We start from the raw sequence: 19,474 nt of genomic DNA on the forward strand, positions 1-19,474 counted from the left end.
CAGTTTCCGGACGCCTTCTGAAATACGGCTCTCTGAGTTACGCCTTGCGGGATCGCACCGTCCGTTCGTGACCGATCGCCACCGTCAGCATGTGGCGCAGGCCAGGGCTCAGCTTCCTGGCCGCCTCGGTCGCTCGCGCCATCGAGCTCCCGCGGACCACGCAGCCCAGCTCCATGAACCGAGCGGCGAGCCACAGCGCGTACCCCGAATTCCCGGCCGCGGTGAGTAGGTCACCGAAAGGGACGGGATCGGTGGCGCTCAGGAAATCACAGCAGACCAGGATGAGGGCGGGAGCCTCGACACACGCGGTTTTCAACGCGGGTAGCGAAGTGCGCGAATCCGGCCCGGTGCTGGATATCTTGTTTTCACCGAAGGAATACAGACCGCGCGGCAGGCCTGTCACGTTGTAGGCGGCTACCAGCGTTTTCGCTTTCGCCGTCACCGCGGTCTCGGGACGGCGGTCCGGCTGGAGCAGCTTATGGGCACGCTCGATCGTGAGCCGGAGTTCACCGAGGCTGATGGGCCGGTCCGAGAAACCTCGGACGGGGTGTCGGCCGGTCAACCTCGTTTCCAGCTGGCGGAGACCGAGACGGGCCGTCGCGCGCAGGGTGGACAGATCGTCCGTGAGCGTGGCGGACAGCGGATTTACGTCCGGCCTGCCCGATCTGACCAGCCTGGTCGTGACGTCTTCTTCGACGAGCAGTGTCACCGCCTGCCTCCTTCGGTGCTGGGTTCCTGCTCGACCGGACTCTCGCCGAAGGTGAACGGCATGAGGGCCGCGCCGGGCAGAACGGACCACGACTCACCAGTGCCGGCACCGGTGAGGACGGACAAGAAAGCGTCGGCGACTTCGGCTTCGTGCACTGTGTCATACGCTGTGTCGAGGTATTCCGCCTCGGCGATGCCGACACACAGGGCGTTGATTCGCACCCGGTGCTCCGCCCACCGTCGGCCGAGTGCGCGGACGAAGCCGACGACGGCGGCTTGACTCGCCCCGTACACCGCGTCGGACGTGGCGGGCAGCAGGTCGGCCACGCTCGTCGTGGCGATGATCTCGCCGCCGCCGGACCCGCGTAGCGCGGGCAGGGCCGCGAGTGCGCCGTACACCACTCCGTCGAGGTTCACCGACATGGACCGCCGGTAGCCTGCCACGTCGAAGGCCTCGCCCGGCCGGAACGCGGCATCGGCTCTGGCATTGAGTGCGACCAGGTCGAGCTTGCCGTATTTGCGCAGGGTTTCGCTGACCGCCGCCGAGTTCTCCGCCCACCCGCGGACGTCGCATTCCACGAAGTGCCCGTCGATGGCAGCCGCGGTCGCTCGTCCCATGACGGTGTCGACGTCGGCGATGACCACGGTCGTGCCGAGACCGGCCAGCCGCCGGGCGATGGTCGCGCCTGTCCCGCGTGCGCCGCCGGTGATCAGCGCGACGGACCCGGCTATCCGGGAGCTGTCCATCGTCACCGCCTCCTTCACCCGAGGGTGGCGCTGACGTTACCAACCTCTTGGTCTTGTTCGGAGAAGAGTTCTTAACGGCCGCCAAAGCCGATGGGAGTGAGTAAAACCACCAGTCTCCGAAGGCCTGCCCGGTCGTCCGATTCTGAAATATTCGAGAGCCGGGTGGGTGGATTTCGAGTGCGATTTGCGAGGTGAGGGCGAGGCCGGGCGGGCGACGGCTGACACCGTCGCGTGCCCTGGGCAGGCTGCACCCGAAGGCTTTGCAAAAGAATGGTAGGTGATGACGATTTGTTCACACCGTGGCAAGTGTGCGCACATTAGGGCTCTGGCGCATTCTTGACGGTCCGGGAATTGGCTGATACCTTCGCATTGGTAATACCGTTTTAACATCCGGTTGGGGCCACTTGGTTGGGGCCACTTGGTTGGGGCCACTTGGTTGGGGCCACTTGGTTGGGGCCACTTGGTTGGGGCCACTTGGTTGGGGCCACTTGGTTGGGGCCACTTGGTTGGGGCCACTTGGTTGGTTGGGGCCACTTGGTTGGGGCCACTTGGTTGGGGCCACTTGGTTGGGGCCACTTGGTTGGGGCCACTTGGTTGGGGCCACTTGGTTGGGGCCACTTGGTTGGGGCCACTTGGTTGGGGCCACTTGTGTCGATCCGGTTGTTCGAACCCTGCTCATCGGAGAGAAGGGTGTTCTCAGTGCTGACAGCTGATCAACTGGACGAGTACTGGGCGAAGGGTTATCTGCTCCTGCCCGGCCTCCTGTCGCCGTCCGAGATCGAAGTGCTGCGGGAAGCGCTTTCCCCGTTGCTGGACCCGGCTCATGAAGCCACGTTGACCAACGAAGGCGATCACTCGGTCCGGCTGGTGTACGGCGTTCATCAAGGAAGCGACGCGTACCGGGTGCTGGTCCGCTTGCCAAGGGTGCTCGAGCCCGCCCGGCAGTTGCTGGACGGCGACGTGTACGTGCATCAGACGAAAGTCACGCTCAACACACCGCAGACCGGGGAGGGCTGGCCATGGCACCAGGACTACGCTTTCTGGCGGACGCGGGACCACCTGCCTACGCCGCGAGTGCTCAGCGCGGCGGTCTTCCTCGACGACGTCACCGCCGTGAACGGCCCGCTGTTCCTCGTCCCCGGTTCACACCGGGCCGCCGTGCCGACCACCGAAAGCGGTGTGCTTGATCGGGTGGACATCGCGGACGTCTGCCGGGAGAACGGGATCGACGTTCCCCAGGGACCCGCCGGGTCGGTGCTCTATTTCGACGGCAACACCGTGCACGGTTCGTCTTCGAACGTCTCGCCGTTCGAACGGCGTGTTCTCTACATCACCTACAACAGCGTCGAGAACGCGCCGTCGCCGACCGACGACCCGCCTCCCGATCACCTCGCCGCCCGCGACCGCCGCGCGATCACCGTGCTCGCGGACGACGCCCTGCTCGCGCACAGCTGAGCCGCGGTCGCGCGGCGTTCCGGAAACCTGAAGGGAAATCGGTGCATGACGTCCACCAGTTCTGACCTCGTCAACGACTTCGGCGACGGCGAAGAGATCGGCAGCCACCATTATCGCGCCTGGGTGGGGCCGCCCGAATACTACGACCGGATCGGCGCGCTGCAGTTCTGCGCGCTGGCCACACTCGGCCTGCGTGAGCACCACGCCCTGCTGGACGTCGGCTGTGGCTCGCTGCGGGGCGGCCGCTTGTCGGTCATGTACCTGCGGCCGGGAAACTATTACGGGATCGAGCCCGCCGCGTGGGCACTCGAAGACGGCAAGCAGGCTCATCTCGGCGATGGCCTGCTCGCCGGGAAGCAGCCGACCTTCAGCAATGACGACAACTACACGCTGACCACCTTCGGCAGGCAGTTCGACTACGTCATGGTCCACTCGGTGTTCACGCACGCGCCCGCGGTGCAGATCTCGCGTTGCCTGGCACAGGCGCGGGAGGTCCTGCACGCCGGATCCGTTCTCGTGGGGACTTTCCTGGAGGGCGAGGCGGATCACGTCGGCGACGACTGGGTCTATCCCTGGGTCACCGAGTACACCAAGGACACGATCACGCGGCTGGTGCGCGAGGCCGGGCTCGCGTGTGTCCACCTGGACTGGCCGCATCCCTTCGATCAGCGGTGGTTCCTCGCCGTCGACCCGGCGACACCGATCGACGTCGACGGCCTGGATCTCGGGAGCGCGTTTAGCTACCCGACCTACCTGCAGGACGAACTGGAGCAGTACTCCGGCCCTCGCCGCAGCCACGTCGACTACCTGCGGGAGGACCTGGCCAAGCGCGCGGAGGGTAAACGCCACCTACCGCGCTGACGGGCTGTTCCAGCTACTGGAAAAGAGGACGCCATGGCCGCATTCGTCGCGGGTGACCCGGCAGGCACGCAGTCGCTGAACGGTTTGGTCGTGATCCCGACCCTCGGCATGCTCGCCGCGCGAGGGGTGCTCGACAGGCTGGACGTGGCCCCGGCGACCGTCGCCGAACTCTACGGCCTGGCGACGGGAAAGTCCGATGTGGACGGTGCCTGCGGTGCGCTGCTGGGCTCGCTCCGCGTGCTGGGTCTGCACGGCTGGCTTCGGCTGACCGGTACCGGCGTGGGGACCGTGGCCGAGCTGACCGGGGACGGGCGGGCCGCCGCCGGGATCGAGCGGTCGCACCGGCCCGCCTTCACCCTGCTCCTTCGTACGCTGCCGGTTCTGCAAGCGCTTCCAGTGACGCTGCGTGTCCCGGACCTTGGCGACGGGTTCGCCGCCGGTCGGCTGCACGAACTCGCGACGCTGAGCCGGAATGGCTGGGGCCTGCGGGCCGAGGCGGGCGACGCGCACGTCGTCGAGCGGTTGCGGACCGATCTCGACGGCGTGCTCGTGAGTCCGCTCGCGGTGGCGATGGGAATGCCGGAATTCCGGTCCGGCGACGGGGTTACACGTCCGTCCGGGCCCCCGTTGTTCGACCTGCTGGACGCCCAGACCGGCCGGACGGACGGCGCCCGCGCGATGTTCGCGGGGGTGCTGGACCTGCTTGACGCCCTCGGTCTGGTGGAGTTGTCCGCGAATGGTCCCGTGCTCACCGCGACCGGGCGCGAACTGCGCGCCGTGGCCGCCAACCACGGCGTGGTGGTGTCCTATCTGAGCACACTGGTACGGCTGGACGAGGTGGTGTTCGGCGGGCTCAGCCGGACGAGCCGTCGAGACGGCGATCTCGACCGGGTGATCAACATCTGGGGCAGCGCGGGAAACTCCGCGGTCCGCGGCCTGCGGCGAGAGCTGCTGAAACAGGTCATCGGGCCGCTGTTCGACCACCCGGACCTGTCCGCGCAGCCCGCGGGCCTCGCGGATCTCGGCTGCGGCTCCGGTGAGCCGCTGCGGGAGATGGTCGAGTTCGTGATCTCCGACACCCGTCGCGGAGCGCGCCTCACGGAATATCCGCTGGCCGTGGTCGGCGCGGACATCAGCCCCTCCGCGCTGCGGCTGGCGAGCGCGACCCTCGACGGGCTCGAGCGACTGGACGGCGTGCGGGTCGCGGTGCTCGAAGCGGATGTCGCGGACCCCGGCGCGCTGGACGGATCCTTGCGCGCGCTCGGGTGGTCAACGGCCGACGGCCGGACCGTCGGCGCGGCCGACCTGGTGCACACGCAGATGTTCCTGGTGCACGATCGGGAGCTGAGCGTCCAGGATGAGGTGCTCGCCGGGAAGATACTCGCGGAGGCCGTCGAGACGGCCAGTCGGTACGCGCTGGCCGACGGGCTGTCCCGGCTCGGCGCGACCGGCGCCACCCCTTCGGTGGTGGCCGCGCAGTTCACCGTCGACCAGTCCGAACACGGCAGGCTCGTCCCGGCGGTGGTCGCGGCCGCGGATCTCGTGCGGACGATGACCCGGTGGCTGCCCTACCTCGGACACGGCCTGGTGCTGGTGGAGGCGCACGTGCCCCGGCTCGACGAGATCACGGGGGATCCCTGGCGCGCCGACGTCGACCCGGCGGCCGCCGTCTGGGGCGTGCACTCCGCCACCAGCCAGTATTTGCTGCCCTACCTGGAGCACGAGCTGGCCCTCGTGCTCGCGGGCCTCGCTCCGGTGCGCAGCCTGGTCACCGGCACCGGCGGGGTGAGCGCGGCGTACTGGCTGCCCGCCAGCCAGCTCTACCTCGACGACGCGCTTCGCGCGGTACCCCGTTTTCCTGACTGTGCCGCCGAAAGGAGCCGGTCGTGACCTCACTCGATCTGTCGGCCTGCCCGCCGCTGCGCGACTACTGGCGCCGTCACCAGGCGGACCTGCCCGCCGCGGCGGCCTTGCCCAGCGATCACCGGAGTGACGATCCACGGCCGCGGACGGCGGCTCTCCCCGCGGTGCCGATGCCTATCGCGCTCACCGGCGGGGACGCTTTCCTCGGCTACGTCTGCGTGGTGACCGCGACCGCGCTCGCGCTGGCGAGGTTGTCCGGGCGGACGAAGTCGACGATCGCGGTTCCACCGCTCCACTCGACCAGTGGCGCGTCGTTGCCCGTGCCGGTCGACACGTCGCCGGTCCGGCAGGTACACGCGCTGCTGAACGAGGTGCGGGAGTGCCTGTTGCAGGTCCACGCCCGCGAGGCCTATCCGGTGGAAGACACTTCCGCCGCAGTGGTCGTGATGGAGGGGCTGCACAGTCTGGACCGGAGACCGTCGAGCGAGGTCGGGGTCCGCTTCGGCGCACCGGGCGACTTCGTCCGTGGTGTGGTCAGCCTTCCCGGTTCGTCCTACCGGTCGGACACCGCGAAGCGACTCGCCGCGTACGTGGCCGCCATCCTCACCGGTCTGTCGCGCCCCGCCGGGCTCGGCTCGGTCGGGGACCTGGTGCGGGCGGCGGAGTCCACCCTCGGGGAACGGCGTGCGGCACTGCGCGGGCCCAGGACAGAGCTGCCGGGCAGTTCGCTCAGCTCCCTGTTCGCCGCCCAGGTGGACGCGACGCCGGACGCGACCGCGCTGCTGACCGTCGAGGGCTCGACCAGCTATCGCGAGCTGGCCGAGGCGGCCGCCGAAGTAGCCGAGCTGCTGCTCGCCGCGGGTGTCCGTCCCGGTGATCTCGTCGGTCTGCGGGTGGATCGATCGCCGCGGGCACTGGCGGGCCTGCTGGGCGTGCTGCGCGTCGGTGCGGCTTATCTGCCCCTGTCTCCGGAGCAGCCGTTCCAGCGATCGGCCGCCGTCGCCAGGGAAGCCGGTGCGGTGCTCGTGCTGGGAGTCCGGGATGGCGGCTGGGCCGACGTCAGCGCGCGGTTCGGTCTTTCCGCCGCCCCGTCGGCCACAGTGTCCGAAAAGGACGATCCGGTGGTCTGCGTGCTGCACACCTCGGGGAGCGCCGGAACGCCGCACGCCGTGCCGATCGGCAGGCGCGCCGTGCTCAACCGGCTCCGGTGGATGTGGCGGGAGCACCCCTTCGACTCCGGCGAGGTCCTCGCGTGGGTGAAGCCGATCGGGCTGGTGGGTTCCCTGTGGGAGTGCCTTGGCGCGCTGCTGCGAGGAGTCCCCACCGCGATCGTCACCTCCGGTGAGCTGGCCGACCCCGAGGCGCTGTGCGCGCGGTTCGTGCGTGACGGGGTGACCAGGCTGTGCGGTGCGCCCGCGCTGGTGGAACTGATCCTGGACGAGGTCGGGGACGATCGTGGTCGCCTTGGCGCCCTGCGCTGGGTGTCCAGCAGCGCGGAACCGCTGCCGCCCGCGCTCGCGGCCCGGTGGGTGCGATCCCTGCCCGACGTGGCGCTGGTCAACCTGTACGGCCTGACCGAATGCGCCTCAAACGTGGCCGTCCAGGACATTCGGGAGGTACCCGCGAGCATGGTCCGGTTGTCGATCGGCAGGCCGATTGACAACTGTGAGCTGCACGTACTCGACGCCGAGCACCGCCCGGTCCCGATCGGCGCGGTCGGCCAGCTCCACGTCGCGGGTGCCTGCGTCGCCGACGGCTACCAGGGGCGTCCGGACCTGACCGCGGAGCGGTTCACCGTCACGCCGTCCGGGGCACGGCGGTTCGCCACGGGTGACCTCGCCCGGGTGGTGGACGGCGATCGCGTCGAACTACTGGGACGCGCCGACAATCAGGTGAAGCTCCGGGGGTTTCGCATCGGCCTGGAGGAGGTCGAGGCGGTGCTCGGCCGGGCCGCGGGGGTGGTCGACGCCGCGGCCGCCGTGATCGGGGAAGGGCGGGATGCGCGACTCGTCGGTTACCTGACGGGCACCGCGGACCTCGGCGAGCTGCGCGGCCACTGTTCCGCCGTGCTCCCGGCGCAGATGGTGCCTTCGGAGTTCGTTCGCCTGGAGTCGCTGCCGCGGACGTCTGCGGGCAAGCTGGCCCGCGCCCGGCTGCCGGAACTCGCGCCGCGCAAGGTGGGTTTCGTCCTGCCCGATGGCGTCACCGCGGCGCAGTCCCAGGTGCTCGCCGAGGTCGCCAGGCTGCTCGGGCACGCGGTGCGGCTCAGTGACCGGCTCGACGAGCTCGACCTCCACTCGCTGAGGATGGTCCGGCTGCACCGGCGGTTGCGGCCGCACGCCCCCGCCGGGCTGGTCGTCGCCGAGCTGTTCCGCTGTGGCACGGTCGCCGCCCTCGCCGGGCTGCTGGAACCGGAGCAGCGGGACGGCCGGGCGGCGGCCAAGGCCCGCGGGCGCCGAGGCAGGACAGCGATCTCCCAGCTGGCCGCGCGCTCGGCGAAGGCGAGGCGTGCACCGTGACCGGCGCGGGCGACGACCACAAGGTGGCCGTCATCGGGATGGCGATCCGGGTGCCCGGCGCGGCCGGGGCGGGACAGTACTGGCGCAACCTGACCGACGGCGTCGAGTCGATCTCGCGGTTCTCCGAGGACGAGCTCCGTGCCGCGGGGGTCGACGGCGAGTTGCTCGCGGACCCGGCCTACGTGCGGGCGAAAGGGGTTCTCGCCGGAGCCGACGAGTTCGACGCCGGGTTCTTCGGTTACGCCCGGCGCGAGGCCGAATTCATCGATCCGCAGCAGCGGGTCTTCCTCGAGGCCGCGTGGTCGGCGCTCGAGGACGCCGGCTACGACCCGGACCGGCTCGACGTCACGGTCGGCGTTTATGGCGGTGGGCGGATGAGCCAATACGTGTTCAACCTCTACGACGCGGCGACCCGGCACACCGAGCTGGACGAGCTGCTGTTCCTGCTCGGCAACGACAAGGACTACCTGACCAGCCGGGTGTCCTACCAGCTGAACTTCACCGGGCCGAGCATCGCGACGCAGACCGCCTGCTCGTCGTCGCTGGTCGCGGTGGCCTCGGCCTACCAGAGCCTGCTCACCCACGAATGCGATCTCGCGCTCGCCGGGGGAGTGCGGGTTTCACTGCCACTGCGCGCGGGCTACCTGTACACAGAGGACGGTATCGGCGCACGGGACGGGCACTGCCGGGCCTTCGACGCGGCGGCCACCGGCACGGTGTTCGGCGACGGGGCGGGCGTGGTGGTCCTGAAGCGGCTGCGGGACGCGGTCGCGGACGGCGACCACGTCGAGGCCGTGCTGTGTTCGGCCGCGGTCAACAACGACGGCTCGGCCAAGCCGGGCTGGACGGCCCCCGCGCTGGACGGGCAGGCCGAGGTCGTGGCCGCCGCGCTGGCCGCCGCCGAGCTGACCGCGGACGCCCTCGGCTACGTGGAGACCCACGGCACCGGCACGCTGCTCGGCGACCCCATCGAGGTCGCCGCGCTGTCCCGGGCGTTCGCGGACGACGACGTCCGGCCAGGGTCGTGCCCGATCGGCTCGGTCAAGCCGAACATCGGGCATCTCAGTGCCGCGGCGGGGATCGCGAGCCTGGTGAAGGTCGTGCTGGCGTTGCGGCATCGTGAGCTGCCACCCAGCATCAACTTCGCCACCGCGAACCCGGAGATCGACTTCGCTTCGAGCCCGTTCTTCGTCAACGGCGAACTGCGGGAGTTCACCGGCCGTGACGGGCACCTGCGGGCCGGGGTGAGTTCGTTCGGCATGGGCGGCACGAACTGTCACGTGATTCTCGAGGAGTCACCGCGATGAGCGCCCCACCGACTCCGCACCTTCTCCTGCTGTCCGCGAAAGGCCTGCCGGAGCTGGAAAAGATGCGGGCGCGGCTTGCCGGGCACCTCCGTGAGCACCGTGACCTCGCGCTCCCCGACATCGCGTTCACCCTGCAGGAAGGACGTCGTGAGCTGCCGTACCGGTGCGCCGTCGTGGCGACCGGGATCGAGCAGGCCATCGCCGGTCTGGGCACCCCGCTGCCAGGAGACGTCCGACCAGCCGGAGCGCCGCCCGCCGTGGCCTTCCTGTTGCCAGGACAGGGCGCGCAACGGCCGGGGATGTTCGGCGACTTGTACCGCGGCGAACCCGGGTTCCGGCAGCACGCCGACCGGTGCGCCGAGGCGCTCTCGGCCGCGCTGGGCGAGGATCTGGCCCGTCTGGTGTTCGATCCTTCGGGTGTCACCGAGGAACGGCTGCGGCGGACCGAGCTGGCGCAGCCCGCGTTGTTCCTGGTCGAGTACGCGTTGGCCGGTTTCCTCCAGGACTGCGGTGTCCGGCCGTCCGCACTGCTGGGCCACAGCATCGGCGAGTACACCGCGGCCTGCCTGTCCGGGGTGTTCGACCTCGATACCTGCGCGCGGATCGTGGTGGCCCGCGCCCGGTTGCTGCAGCGGATGCCGCCGGGGGCGATGCTCGCGGTGCCACTGTCCGAAAAGGACTTGATCGAACGCTTGCCGTCCGGGGTGGAGATCGCCGCGGTCAACGGTCCGCGCGATTGCGTGCTTTCCGGCCGGGAAGAGGCCTTGACGGTCTTCGCCGGGCAGCTCGGCGAGGAAGGGGTGCGGTCCGCGCGCCTGCGCACCTCGCACGCCTTCCATTCGGCCGCGATGGCCCCGGCGGCGGACGAACTCCGCGACCTGATCGCCGGTCACCGGCTCAGCCCGCCACGAATCCCGCTGCTGTCCAACGTCACCGGCGACTGGCTCGACGAACGCCGGGCCACCGACCCCGAGTACTGGGCGAGCCAGCTTCGGCAGCCTGTCCTCTTCGCCCAAGGGGCCGCCAGACTGCTGTCGGCGGAGTCGGGCCGGGTGGCGATCGAGGTCGGGCCCGGGACGGCACTGTCCGCGCTGGCCAGGCTTTCCGCCGCCACGAGGGAGAACGTGGCCGGGTCGATCGGCGGCCACCATGACCTCTACGAAGTGCTCGGGCGGTTGTGGTGCGCCGGGGTGACGGTGGACTGGGCACCGGTGCGCGGCGCCGACCGGCCGCGCCGGGTGAGTCTGCCCGCCTATCCGTTCCGGCGGGACCGGCACTGGATCGACGGCCGCTTCACCCGTTCCGCCGAAGACCTGCCTGTTCGCCAACCACTGCCGGAATGGTTCTGGCGCCCGGAATGGCGTCCTGCCGACGTGCTGGCGGCCACCGCGGAGCGGACGACAGGAGCCTGGCTCGTGCTGGCCCCGGCCGACGCGGAGGGCCCCGCACGCGCGGCCGGGATCGGCGCGGAGCTGGCCACCGCACTGTCCGATGTGGACACCAGGGTGGTCGTCGCCGTGGCGGGGCCGGAGTTCCGCCGGGTGGCTGACGACCGGTATGTCCTCGACCCGGCGAACCTCGGCCACTTCCGCCTGCTGTTCGACGAGCTGGGCGACCGGTGGGCTCTTCGCCGCGTGGTGCACTGCCTGAACACCGGGAAGCCCGCCGACGATCAGGCACGCCGGATGCACGCGGCCTTCCACAGCGTCCTGTGCACGGCGCAGGCGATCCTCGGCCGCTACGGCGACGAGGCCCCCGCGTTCGACGTCGTCTCCGATCGTGTGCACGCGGTCCGTGACGGTGACGAACTGTGCGCGGAACGGGCCGCCCTGCTCGGTCCCGTCCGGGTCCTGCCACTGGAACACGAGGGTTTTCGCTGCCGTGCCGTCGATCTGCCCGCGGGCGGGCTCGGTGGCGATGGAGGACGAGGGCTACTGGCCGAGCTGGCGGGCGGCGTCGAACCGGTTGTCGCGCTCAGGGAAGGGAAACGCTGGACACTGTCCTACCGCCCCATCGCGGAGTCCGCGGTCCCGGCGGCCGCCCGCACCAGAGGCTGTCACCTCATCACCGGCGGCCTGGGCGGCGTCGGCATGGCCTTCGCCCGCCACTGGGGCGGGAACCTGGTGATCACCGGCCGCACACCGCTCGATGCGCCCGGCGCGAGCAGGCAGCGGGAAGCTGTCACCGAACTGCGCGAACTGGGCGCCGACGTACGGTACTTCGCGGCGGATGTGGCCGACGGACCGGCGTTGACCCGGATCGTCCGGGAGGCCGTGCGCGAGTTCGGCGGGATCGCTGGCGTGGTGCACTGCGCGGGGATCGCGGGCGCGGGGCTAGCCATCGGGAAAACCGCCGAGGACGCCGACGCCGTGCTGTCGCCGAAGGTCGCCGGGGGCCGGGCCGTCGCGGCCGCCTTGTCCGCCGCCGTGCAACAACCGGATTTCGTGCTGCTGTGCTCTTCCCACAACTCGATCCTCGGGCGGTTCGGACAGGTCGACTACTGCGCGGCGAACGCGGTGCTGGACGCGCTGGCCGCCGAACTCGCCACGGGGAGTGCCACGCGCTGGATGTCGGTGAACTGGGGCGTCTGGGCTGGGGCGGGCATGGCCGTGGATACGGAGCTGCCCCAGCAACTTCACGGCTGGCGGCAGGAGACCCTGCGGTACGCCATCCGCCAGGACGATCTTCCCCAGCTGCTCACGCATTTGCTGACCATGAAACGTTCCCAGGTCATTGTGTCCACAAGGGACTTCAGCGAGGCGGTGGCCAGGCACGCCGGGGACGAGGCGGACCGGTTCCGCCACGCGCTCGGCAGGCTCGCCAGATCCAAGCCCGAACGGGTGTCGCGCCGGGCACCCGTCGGCGACGCGGCCGGGCCGAGCGGTCCGGTGGCGGCGCGGGTCATCGAGCTGTGGCGGGAAGTCCTTGGCGTCGAAGACATCGGCCCGGACGACAACTTCCTCGACCTCGGCGGCCATTCACTGGTGGCGACGATGCTGCTGGCCCGGCTGCGGCGGGAGTTCGGCTGCGAACTGTCCTTACGGGACTTCCTCGAGACCCCGACCGTCGCCGCGATCGTGGATCGCGTCGGCTCCGGCACGTCGCCCGGCGCGCCCACCGCCCGGCCCGCGCTGGTCGCCGTGCCCAGGGCGACCGTCCGCGTCGGCCCCGAGCAGTCCGAACAGTCCGGAGGCGTGCTCGGCTTGATGTTCTTCTCCGCCGACGCCGAGGACGAGACGGCGTCCGGCTCGCGGTACCAGAGCCTCCTGTCCGCGGCCGTTTTCGCCGACGAGAACGCTTTTTCGGCGGTGTGGCTGCCGGAACGGCATTTCGCCGCGTTCGGCGGGCTTCACCCGAACCCCGCGGTGATCGCGGCCGCGGTGGCCGGGCGGACGAGCCGGGTCCGCCTCCGCGCGGGCAGCGTGATCTCACCCCTGCACGACGCGATCAGGATCGCCGAGGAGTGGGCCGTGGTGGACAACCTCTCCGGCGGCCGGGTGGACCTGTCGTTCGGTTCCGGCTGGCACGTCGACGACTTCGTGCTGGGGCCCGGTCGCTACGAGGACCGCAAGGAGATCGTGGCCGCCGACGTCGACGTGGTACGCCGGTTGTGGCGCGGCGAAACCGTCTCCAGGGCCAACGGCGCCGGGGCGCGCACCTCGATCCGCACCTACCCGCGTCCCGTGCAACGGGAGCTGCCGGTCTGGCTGACCGGCGAATCGAGGAGCACCTTCGAGCAGGCGGGCCGGACCGGCGCGAACGTGCTCACCGCGCTGATGCACCAGACCCCGGAGGATCTGGCCGAGCACATCGACGTCTACCGCAAGACCCGGAAGGACCATGGGCACGATCCGGACACCGGGCAGGTCACCCTGATGCAGCACACACTGGTTGTGCCCGACCTCGACGCCGTCCGCGACCGCATGACCGCCGCGTACACCCGCTACATCGCCACCAACTTCGAGTTGCAGCGGCGCAATGCCCACGGCCTGTCGGTGGACACCGGGGACGTCGGCGCGGACGACGCCAGGGTGCTGGCCGAACGGAACCTCACCGCCCTCGTCGAGCGGACCGGGCTGATCGGCGATCCCGTGGCCTGCGCGGGCCGGGTCGCGCGCTGGCGGGCGATCGGCGTCGACGAGATCGCTTGCCTGATCGACTTCCTGCCCGATCCGGGACTGGTCGAGGACGGCCTGCCGTTCCTCGCCGAACTGGGGAGACTCGTCCGCGATGACCGCTGATTCGCGCGCGGCGGCGTCCTGCGAGTTCCCCGCCACCTTCGCGCAACGGCGATTGTTCTTCGTCGACCGGCTCTCACCGGGCAACCCCGCCTACAACGTGCCCGGCGCGGCGGTCCGGATCCGCGGCAGGCTGGCGGTGGACGTCCTGCACCGGGCACTGGACGACCTGGCGGCCCGGCACGAGACACTCCGGACGCGGGTGACCAGGAGCGCCACCGGCGTCGTGCAGTTGGTCGCGGACACCGGCACGTTCCCACTGCGGATCGAGCCCGTAGACGAGGCCGGTGCCGAGCACCGCGCCGCCGAGTTCCTCGCCACCCGCTTCGACGTTCAGCGCGGCCCGCTCGCGGCGGCGCTGTTGCTGCGCCTCGGCCGGGACGATCACGTGCTCGTCGTCGCCGTGCACCATCTCGTGTGCGACGGCTGGTCCGCCGGGGTACTGCAGCGAGACCTGTCGGAGTGCTACGCCGCCCGGCTCGACGGCCGCCGCCCCGACCTTCCCCGGCTCTCCGTGCAGTACGGGGATTTCGCGATCTGGCAACAGGACGCTGCCGATGGCCCGGCCGCGCGGGCGGAGCTGGACTGGTGGGTCACGAGCCTGGCGGACCCACCGGCCGGGCTCGACCTCCCGCTGGCTCGTCCCCGTCCCCCGGCGCAGACGTTCGACGGCGGCCGCGCTGTCAGGACGATGCCCGCCGCGCTCGAGGCACAGGTGCGCGGAGTCGCGGCCGCGAACGCCGTCACGCCGTATCCGGTGCTCCTCGCCGCGTGGAGCGCGGTGCTCGCCCGGTACTCAGGTCGGCAGGATTTGCTGATCGGGACGCCGGTGGGCGGCCGTCTCGATCCCGCGCTCGAGGACCTCATCGGCTATTTCGCCAACACCGTGGTGCTGCGCGTCCACACCGGTGGACGGCCGGACTTCACCACGTTGCTGGCCCGCGTCGCCGACACCGTGCTGGACGCGCTCGGCCACCAGGAGACCCCGTTCGACCTGATCGTGGACGCACTCGCCCCGGTGCGTGACCGCAGCCGCAATCCGCTGTTCCAGCACCTGTTCACCCTGAACAACTTCACCCCGCCGCGACTGGAGTTGCGCGGGGCGCGGGTCACCCCCTTCACGGTGCCTCGCCGGACCGCGCGGTTCGACCTCTCGCTGGAGATCACCGAACAGGGGCCCGGCCTGCACTGCGCGCTGGAGTACAACGCCGACCTGTACGACCTGGCAGCTGCGGAGAGCCTGCTGGACGCGTGGTTCACGATGCTGCACCGCGCTCTCGCGAACCCGGGGGACCAGGTCGACCGGCTGCCCTTGCTCACCGGCGCCAAGGCCACCACAGCCGCGCACGCCATGGTGGGCGCCCCGGAGCCACTCGCGGCCGCCAGCATCACCGAAATGTTCGCTGGCCAGGCCGCGCGCGCACCGGCTGCCGTCGCGGTGATCGCGGGCGCGGACCGGCTCACCTACCAGGAACTCGACCACCGTTCCGGCGTGCTCGCGAGCGGACTGCTGGAGCGGGGGGCGCGGTCGCCGATCGGCGTCTGCCTGTCTCGCGGCGTGGACGCCGTGGTCGCCATGCTCGGAGTGCTCAAGGCCGGTGCCGCCTATCTGCCGATGGAACCGGCCCATCCGCCGGTGCGGCTCGAACGGATGCTCGCGGACTCCGGCGCGAGCGCGGTGCTGACCGACGACACCACCCGCGACCTGTTCGACGGCACCACCGCTGCCCCGCTCGTGCTGGACGTCTCACGGCTGTGCGGGCAAGACCGGCTCCCGGTGGGACTTCGGGAGCAGGCAACGGAAGCACCGGCCTACGTGATCTACACCTCCGGGTCCACCGGACGGCCCAAAGGCGTCACGGTCGCGCACGGCGGGGTGGTGAATCTGGTCGGCGCGGCAGCGGGAGCGATCGGCGCGACCGGGCGGGACCGCTGGAGCTGTGCGCATTCGTTCGCGTTCGATCTTTCCGTGTGGGAGATCTGGGGGCCGCTGCTGACCGGGGGCAGTGTCGTCCTCGTGCCACCCGGGGCCCAGCGGTCGGTGAGCGCGTTGGACAGGGTGCTGCGCACCCACGAAGTCAGCGTCCTCAGCCTGACGCCTTCCGTGCTGGGCGAACTGGCCCGCTTTCGCCGGGAGGAGACCGGCGGCGTCCCGAGGGTGGTGATCTCCGGCGGCGAGCCACTGCCGAGCGAGCTGGCCGGTGAGGTGCTGGCGTGGCCCACGCGGCTGTGGAACTTCTACGGGCCCACGGAAACCACGGTCTGGGCGGCGATCCACCGGGTCGGCGAAGACGATCTCGGAGAGGCCGTGGTGCCGATCGGCGGCCCGCTGGCGAACACCTCCCTGCACGTGCGGGACAGCGGGCTGCGTCCGGTGCCGGACGGTGTGCCCGGCGAACTGTGCATCGGTGGCCGCGGTCTGGCGCTGGGCTACCACGGCGCACGGGACCTGACGGCCCGGCAGTTCGTGGCCGATCCCGTTGCGGGGCCGCATCCCGTGCTGTACCGGACGGGTGACCTGGTGCTGCGCAGGCAGGACGGGACTCTGCGCTTCCTTGGCCGCGACGACGGCCAGGTCAAGGTCCGGGGCTTCCGGATCGAACTGGGCGAGGTGGAAGCCGCGCTCCGGCGGCTGCCCGGTGTGGGCGACGCCGTCGCCGCGGTCCGTAGCGGTCGTCTGGTCGGCTACCTCGTCGCCCGGCCCGGTCAGGAGATCGAGCAGGAGCCGATCCGCGCCGGTCTGCGTGCCGCACTGCCGGAGCACCTCGTCCCCACCCTCCTCACGGTGGTGGAAGCGATCCCGCTCACGGCCAACGGCAAGGTCGACCGTGCGGCGCTGCCGGAACCCGGCTCTGGTGTTGTCCACCACCGCGCCGAGCCCCCGCGCGGACCGGCCGAGATCCGGATCGCCGCACTCTGGGCCCAGCTGCTCGGGCGGGACGACCTGTCGAGAGAGGACGACTTCTTCGCCGTTGGCGGGCATTCGCTGCTCGCGATGCGGCTCAACGCCGAGCTCAACGAGCTGTTCGGGGTCCGGGTGGGGCTGGAGCAGCTGTTCGGGGCGCCCACGGTCGCCGGGATGGCCGCGCTGGTCGAAGGGGGATCCTCGTGATCACCCCGTGGCTCCTCGGCGATCCGCCCCTTGTGTCCGATCGGCCGAGGTTGTTCTGTTTCCCCCACGCCGGAGGAGGCGCGTCGGCGTTCTCGCCGTGGCTCCGGCGCGGGTCCAGGCTCGACGTCCAGCCGGTTCGGCTGCCCGGCCGCGAGAGCCGGATCGCCGAACCGCCCGTCCGGTCCATGGACGCGCTTCTGGATCTCCTCGTCCCCGCGCTCGTGCCGTTCCTGGACGGCTCGTTCTCCCTGCTCGGCCACAGTGCCGGTGCGGCGGTGGCGTTCGCGCTGGCCCGCAGGCTGGAGGAGAACGGCCGAGTCCCCGTGCGGTTGTTCGTCAGTGGCTGCGCGCCGCCGTCATCCCGCGGACGGGCGAGGAGCATCCATCGGCTTACGGCGGAAGAGATCGCCGGGGTGCTTCGCGGGCTCGGCGGGACTCCGCAGGCCGTGCTCGACGATCCGGACGCGCTCGCGCTGTTCCTCCCGGCGATCCGCGCCGATTTCGAACTGTACGAGACCTGGCACGGCGACTCGGGAGCGCTGCTGTCCTGCCCGGTGTCCGCCTACTACGGGACCGCGGATCCCGGCTGCGACGCGGAGCAGGCGCGAGCTTGGGGTTCGGTGACGACGGGTTCGTCCACCTGTCGCGGTTTCCCTGGCGGGCACCACTTCCTGTTCGGGTCGAGCTCCGGCGACGTCTTGCGGTCCGTGGCCGAAGAGGTCGGCCACGAGCTGTCCACCCGGTCGCGCGTTGAGCGCGACCGCCGTCCCGGGTGCCGGTGCGGAGACCGAAAGGACTGACATGTGCGGGATTGCCGGATGGGTGGATTTCGGGCGTGACCTGCGGGATGAGGGCGAGGCCGGGCGGGCGATGGCCGACACCCTCGCGAGCCGTGGGCCGGACGCGTCCGGGGTGTGGGTGGATCGGTGGGTGGTGCTGGCCCACCGCCGGTTGTCGGTCATCGACGTCGAGGGCGGGGTGCAGCCGATGGAGGTCGAGGGCGTCGCGGCGATGACGTACAGCGGCGAGGTCTACAACTACCGCGAATTGCGGGCGGAGCTGGAAGACCATGGGCATCGGTTCCGTACGGTCAGTGACACCGAGGTGGTGCTGCGCGCCTACCTGCAGTGGGGCGACTCGCTGGTCGACCGCCTCAACGGGATGTACGCGTTCGCGATCTGGGATCGGCGGACGCACGAGCTGCTGCTGGTGCGGGACCGCATGGGTATCAAACCGCTTTTCTACTACCCGACTCCCGGCGGTGTGCTCTTCGGATCCGAGCCCAAGGCGATCCTCGCCCACCCGCTGGCCACGGCCGTGGTCGGCCGGGACGGGCTGCGGGAGCTGCTGACCATGGTGAAGACCCCGGGCCACGGCATCTACGACGGGATGCACGAGGTGCGGCCGGGCCAGCTCGTCCACGTGGGAGCGGGCGGTATCACGCTGAGACGGTACTGGCGGCTGGAGGCACTGGAGCACGTGGACGATCTGGAGACCACCGTCGCCACGGTCCGGTCGCTCCTTGAGGACATCGTGCGGCGGCAGCTTGTTTCCGACGTGCCGCTGTGCACGCTGCTGTCCGGCGGCCTCGACTCATCCGTCCTCACCGCGCTGGCCGCCGGGGCGCTCGCCGAGAGGGGCCTCGGTCCGGTGCGGTCGTTCGCGGTGGATTTCGCCGGTTATGCCGAGAACTTCCAGCCCGACGCCCTTCGTGAGACCCCGGACGCTCCTTACGTCCACCGCGTGGCGGATCACGTTTCCTCGGCGCACCAAGACATCCTCGTCTCCACGGCGGACCTCGCGGAGCCGGCGAACCGGGCGGCCGTGGTGCTGGCGAACGACGGGCCGCCGATGCTGGGCGAGATGTACACCTCGCTGTACCTGCTGTTCAAGGCGGTCCGGCGCGGGTCGACGGTGGCGTTGTCCGGGGAGTCCGCCGACGAGCTTTTCGGGGGATACCAGCAGTTCCACGAGCCGCGGCTGGCCTACGCCGACACGTTTCCCTGGCTGTCCCGCACCGGCCTGGTCGGTGATCGGCCCGCGCTGCTCGATCCCGCCCTGCTCGACGGGCTGGACCTGGCGACCTACTGTGCCGATTCCTACCGGGACGCGCTGGCCGATGTGCCGCAGCTGGATGGTGTGACCGGGCATGAGCGCCGGATGCGGGAGGTCTGCCATCTCTACCTGACTCGGTTCGTGCCGATCCTGCTGGATCGCAAGGACCGGATGAGCATGGCGAGCGGGCTGGAGGTGCGGGTCCCGTTTTGTGATCATCGGCTGGTGCAGTACGTGTTCAACACGCCGTGGGCGATGAAGAGCTTCGACGGGCGGGAGAAAAGCCTTCTGCGCGCGGCGGCCAAGGACCTCCTGCCGGAGTCCGTCGCGTGGCGCAAGAAGAGCCCCTATCCGGTGACCCAGGACCCCGCCTACGCCAGCGCGGTACGCGAGGAGCTGGCGAAAGTGCTGGCGCGGGGAACCACACGGGTCAGTTCGCTGCTCGACGTCGACGCGGTCCGGCGGGCGGTCGAGCTGCCGGTCGCGGAGGATCCCGCCCCGATGGCGACCCGCCTCGCCATCGAGCAGGCGCTGAGCCTGAACGCCTGGCTGGCGCAGCCAGGACTCGACGTGCGGCTGCCGCATTAGGACGGCATCGAGGAGGTTTCG

11 protein-coding genes are annotated in these 19,474 nt (G+C 70.6%); 9 read left to right on the forward strand and 2 right to left on the reverse strand.

Annotation, left to right across the window (positions count from 1 at the left end; translation table 11 throughout):
• Positions 1 to 37: 37 nt before the first annotated feature.
• The gene (locus QMK34_RS27435; protein ID WP_326417350.1) at positions 38 to 709 is read right to left on the reverse strand and encodes a hypothetical protein; all 672 of its coding nucleotides are present in this window, start codon (positions 707 to 709) and stop codon (positions 38 to 40) included.
• A complete protein-coding gene (locus QMK34_RS27440; RefSeq protein WP_326417352.1) occupies positions 706 to 1,455 on the reverse strand; it encodes an SDR family NAD(P)-dependent oxidoreductase in 750 nt (249 codons plus the stop codon). The genes QMK34_RS27435 and QMK34_RS27440 overlap by 4 nt, the downstream gene beginning before the upstream one ends.
• A gap of 699 nt (positions 1,456 to 2,154) precedes the next feature.
• On the opposite strand from QMK34_RS27440, the gene QMK34_RS27445 reads away from it, so the two are divergent.
• Genes QMK34_RS27445 through asnB form a run of 9 tightly spaced genes read left to right on the forward strand, consistent with a single transcriptional unit; the run spans position 2,155 to position 19,453 of the window.
• Entirely contained in the window at positions 2,155 to 2,910 is a 756-nt protein-coding gene (locus QMK34_RS27445; RefSeq protein ID WP_326417353.1) for a phytanoyl-CoA dioxygenase family protein, read from the forward strand.
• A gap of 45 nt (positions 2,911 to 2,955) precedes the next feature.
• Positions 2,956 to 3,771 (forward strand): class I SAM-dependent methyltransferase, encoded by an 816-nt coding sequence (locus QMK34_RS27450; protein ID WP_326417355.1) that lies wholly within the window; start codon positions 2,956 to 2,958, stop codon positions 3,769 to 3,771.
• Between the two features lie 33 nt (positions 3,772 to 3,804).
• Complete coding sequence (locus tag QMK34_RS27455) at positions 3,805 to 5,661, forward strand: class I SAM-dependent methyltransferase (protein WP_326417356.1); 1,857 nt, start codon at positions 3,805 to 3,807, stop codon at positions 5,659 to 5,661.
• Positions 5,658 to 8,153 (forward strand): non-ribosomal peptide synthetase, encoded by a 2,496-nt coding sequence (locus tag QMK34_RS27460; protein WP_326417357.1) that lies wholly within the window; start codon positions 5,658 to 5,660, stop codon positions 8,151 to 8,153. Before QMK34_RS27455 ends, QMK34_RS27460 begins: the two co-directional genes overlap by 4 nt.
• Positions 8,150 to 9,460 carry a polyketide synthase gene (locus QMK34_RS27465; RefSeq protein WP_326417358.1) on the forward strand — a complete coding sequence of 437 codons (1,311 nt, stop codon included), beginning with the start codon at positions 8,150 to 8,152 and terminating at the stop codon, positions 9,458 to 9,460. The genes QMK34_RS27460 and QMK34_RS27465 overlap by 4 nt, the downstream gene beginning before the upstream one ends.
• On the forward strand, positions 9,457 to 13,701 hold the full coding sequence (locus tag QMK34_RS27470) for a MupA/Atu3671 family FMN-dependent luciferase-like monooxygenase (protein ID WP_326417359.1): 4,245 nt from the start codon (positions 9,457 to 9,459) through the stop codon (positions 13,699 to 13,701). Before QMK34_RS27465 ends, QMK34_RS27470 begins: the two co-directional genes overlap by 4 nt.
• The gene (locus tag QMK34_RS27475) at positions 13,691 to 16,810 is read left to right on the forward strand and encodes a non-ribosomal peptide synthetase (RefSeq protein WP_326417362.1); all 3,120 of its coding nucleotides are present in this window, start codon (positions 13,691 to 13,693) and stop codon (positions 16,808 to 16,810) included. Before QMK34_RS27470 ends, QMK34_RS27475 begins: the two co-directional genes overlap by 11 nt.
• Positions 16,807 to 17,610, forward strand: a complete 804-nt coding sequence (locus QMK34_RS27480) for a thioesterase II family protein (protein WP_326417363.1) — start codon at positions 16,807 to 16,809, stop codon at positions 17,608 to 17,610. The genes QMK34_RS27475 and QMK34_RS27480 overlap by 4 nt, the downstream gene beginning before the upstream one ends.
• 1 nt (position 17,611) lies before the next feature.
• On the forward strand, positions 17,612 to 19,453 hold the full coding sequence (gene asnB, locus QMK34_RS27485; protein ID WP_326417364.1) for an asparagine synthase (glutamine-hydrolyzing): 1,842 nt from the start codon (positions 17,612 to 17,614) through the stop codon (positions 19,451 to 19,453).
• Positions 19,454 to 19,474: the final 21 nt, after the last annotated feature.

The organism is Amycolatopsis sp. H20-H5, from assembly GCF_035828755.1.
Lineage (GTDB): Bacteria > Actinomycetota > Actinomycetes > Mycobacteriales > Pseudonocardiaceae > Amycolatopsis.